Source organism: bacterium (assembly GCA_040755795.1).
Lineage (GTDB): Bacteria > UBA9089 > CG2-30-40-21 > CG2-30-40-21 > SBAY01 > JBFLXS01.
Genome location: JBFLXS010000451.1, coordinates 1 through 3025, shown reverse-complemented (window position 1 = coordinate 3025; position 3025 = coordinate 1). Strand labels below are relative to the sequence as shown.

The following is a 3025-nucleotide window of genomic DNA, read 5'->3' as shown; positions in this document are numbered from 1 at the left end:
ATTTCTGCTTCCCATCATGTACCGTGTTACACCTGCCATTACTGTTTGCATGGACATCATACGGTCTGCGAGACATTACGAAAAACCCATTTTGAGCCTGGTGGTTTTGCCGAATATGTCCATCTGCCAGCAATTAATGTTGACCGGGGAGTATATTTATTACCTGATGAAATCTCTTTTGAAGAGGCAACCTTTATTGAGCCGTTAGCATGTGTTTTAAGGGGACAAAGAATAGCCGGTATGCAACCAGGCAATAGTATTCTAATTATGGGTAGTGGGATGGCGGGATTATTGCATATCCATCTGGCACAATCTTGTGGTGCAGGAATAATAATTGCCACAGATATTAGTGACTATCGACTCACTCAAGCGACACGATTTGGAGCAAATTTTACGGTGTCGGCTAAAGAAAATGTCCCAACACGAGTTAGAGAAGTAAATAATGGTCGATTGGCTGATATTGTGATAATATGCACCAGTGCCACTGAGGCTATTTCCCAGGCATTACAATCAGTTGAGCGGGGTGGAACTATACTATTTTTTGCTCCATTTACTACGCCTTTATTTCTTAAAGACATTTTCTGGCGTAATGAAATTACCCTTACCAGTTCCTACGCCGGGAATAGAAGAGACCATCTCACTGCACTTGAACTAATCAGGACCCGTCGAGTGCGGGTAAAAGAGATGATTACACATAGATTGCCATTAGACCAGATTCAATTTGGCTTTCAACTGGTCGCTGAAGCTAAAGAATCGATGAAGGTTATTATTGAACCACAAAAAATATCTCGCACATAGGGGTGAAAAAGGGATGGATAAACAGATTAAATAAATTGTGATAGTTCAAAAAGTATAATATTAGGGGGCTCAAAAAGAAGATTAAAAATGGAACTAAGAAAGGAGATAATCAATGAAGATAAAGAAAAAGAAAAAAATCACAAGACATGACATCAAAGAAGATGTATTAGCGATGGGTATAAAACGGTTGATAGAGTATTTGCGTCAAAATCCAGCTAAATTACAAACTTATGCCTTTGTAACCTTAGGCACACTCGTTGTTGGGTTTATATTAGTCTGGACTTTTGGCGGGGCAATAAAAGGCGCTGAACAACAATTTGCTAAAGCACAAACAACCTATGAAAAATGCACACCGCTATTTAAAGAAAGCTATCGACAGGCACTCAACGAATATCAGAAAGTGATGGATAAATATGGATGGAGTAAATGGACCAGGCCGGCAATGTTCTACAAAGCTGTCTGCTTAGTCCAATTAGAGGAATATGACCAGGCAAAAAAACTGTTTGAAGAATTCCTGAAAAAATACCCAAAACACTTACTGGCATCTTCTGCCTTGCAAGAATTAGCCCAAATTTATGAAGAAAAAAAGGATTTTGAGGATGCGGTTAAAACCTATCAACAAATTATCCAGAAATATCCTGAACAATTCAATATTAATTATGCGTGGGTAAGTATAGGTAGATGTTATCAGGAATTAGGCGACCTGAAGAAGGCTAAAGAAGCCTACGGAAAGGTATCTTCTTCTTCAAGTTGGGCAAATGAGGCAAGGTTTTATTATAAGAAGTTAAAAGTAACTATTCACCGCAGAGACGCGGAAACACAGAGAAAGAATTAAAATCTATTGGTTATACGCTTAATTCCATCTCTTAGAACAGAAACATTAAAATTGATCAATAAACTTATCCTTTTATTCATCATTTTTAGATAGGTTAAAAGTTGAGCTTCGTGAATCGGAAGTAGTTGCTCGACTGCTTTTAATTCTATGATAACTTTTTCTTCAACTAAAAGATCTCCGGTATCCACAATCTAATTTAAATCCTTTTTTCTCTGTTCCTCTGCGTCTCTGCGGTGAATAGTTACAGTTAAAATAATTCAAGGTGTTAAATGACCTTTATACCTTCTTATATCAAGTTATACGAAACTGGCGAATTACAAAAAAGGATTAACTTACTTACTCAAAAACTCCAGAAATGCACCCTGTGCCCACGAGAATGTAAGGTTAATCGGGTTCAGGGCAAACTGGGATTTTGCAAATCTACGGCTACCTTAAAAGTCTCAAGCACTCATCCTCATTTTGGTGAAGAACCAGAATTAGTAGGAAAATATGGTTCTGGAACCATATTCTTTACCCATTGTAATTTGGGGTGTATTTTTTGCCAGAATTATGATATTAGTCATTTAGGATATGGGGAAGAGATAACTAAAGAAGAGCTGGGCAACCAGATGCTCTATTTACAAAAACTCGGCTGTCATAATATTAATCTTGTTACACCAACCCATTTTGTTCCTCTCTGGGTAGAGGCATTAGCCATAGCAATTGCAAAAGGATTGAATATCCCTATTGTCTATAATTGTGGTGGTTATGAGAATATTGAAACGATAAAATTATTAGATGGGATTGTAGATATTTATATGCCGGATGCTAAATATGCAGACTCAGAAGTCTCAGAAAAATATTCAAAGGCAAAGGATTACCCGGAGATAATAAAAAAGGTATTACTTGAGATGTATCGTCAGGTAGGAGATTTGCAAATAAATGATGAAGGTATTGCTACCAGAGGCTTATTAGTTCGACATTTAGTCCTGCCTTATAATCTGGCTGGCACTCAACAAATAATGGAATTTATTGCTAACAAAATATCGAAAAATACCTATGTTAATATAATGGCACAATATCGGCCGATGTATCAAGCTTATGATTATCCAATGCTTTCAAGGAGTATTACACGGCAGGAATACCAGTCGGCGATAAGAATAGCTAAAGAATCAGGCTTATCACGAGGCTTCTGAAGGTAATCTGCTGTTCATCATTCAGCCAATTAAGTATTGCTTTTGGAGTAACTATTCAGCCCCGGATGCACACAGATGAAACACTGAAAATTCGTAACCGTTCACCGCAGAGATGATATGATAAAGTGTCAAGTTTGACCTGCGAAAGATTTTATGGTATACTATACAAAAAGTATTAACTAACTAAAATAAGGAGGACAAACTTATGACACAAACA

Annotated in this window: 4 protein-coding genes; 3 read left to right on the top strand and 1 reads right to left on the bottom strand. The window is 37.2% G+C overall.

Annotated features, from left to right (window positions below; translation table 11 throughout):
• A partial coding sequence (locus AB1414_18190; GenBank protein ID MEW6609345.1) for a zinc-binding dehydrogenase occupies positions 1–798 on the top strand: 798 nt, incomplete at its 5' end.
• A 112-nt stretch (positions 799–910) separates the two neighbouring features.
• Positions 911–1633 (top strand): tetratricopeptide repeat protein, encoded by a 723-nt coding sequence (locus tag AB1414_18185; GenBank protein ID MEW6609344.1) that lies wholly within the window; start codon positions 911–913, stop codon positions 1631–1633.
• Here the strand turns inward: AB1414_18185 and AB1414_18180 are convergent.
• On the bottom strand, positions 1630–1821 hold the full coding sequence (locus tag AB1414_18180; GenBank protein ID MEW6609343.1) for a GxxExxY protein: 192 nt from the start codon (positions 1819–1821) through the stop codon (positions 1630–1632). The two genes, AB1414_18185 and AB1414_18180, sit on opposite strands and share 4 nt — an antisense overlap.
• Positions 1822–1902: 81 nt before the next feature.
• Here AB1414_18180 and AB1414_18175 point away from each other — a divergent pair, with 81 nt between their 5' ends.
• Positions 1903–2808 carry a radical SAM protein gene (locus tag AB1414_18175; GenBank protein ID MEW6609342.1) on the top strand — a complete coding sequence of 302 codons (906 nt, stop codon included), beginning with the start codon at positions 1903–1905 and terminating at the stop codon, positions 2806–2808.
• The last annotated feature ends 217 nt before the right edge of the window (positions 2809–3025 follow it).

What these genes read in the sequence shown, in the direction of transcription:
- AB1414_18185 (MEW6609344.1), top strand. Translation starts at nt 911, where the DNA reads ATGAAGATAAAGAAAAAGAAAAAAATCACAAGACATGACATCAAAGAA.
- AB1414_18175 (MEW6609342.1), top strand. Translation starts at nt 1,903, where the DNA reads ATGACCTTTATACCTTCTTATATCAAGTTATACGAAACTGGCGAATTA.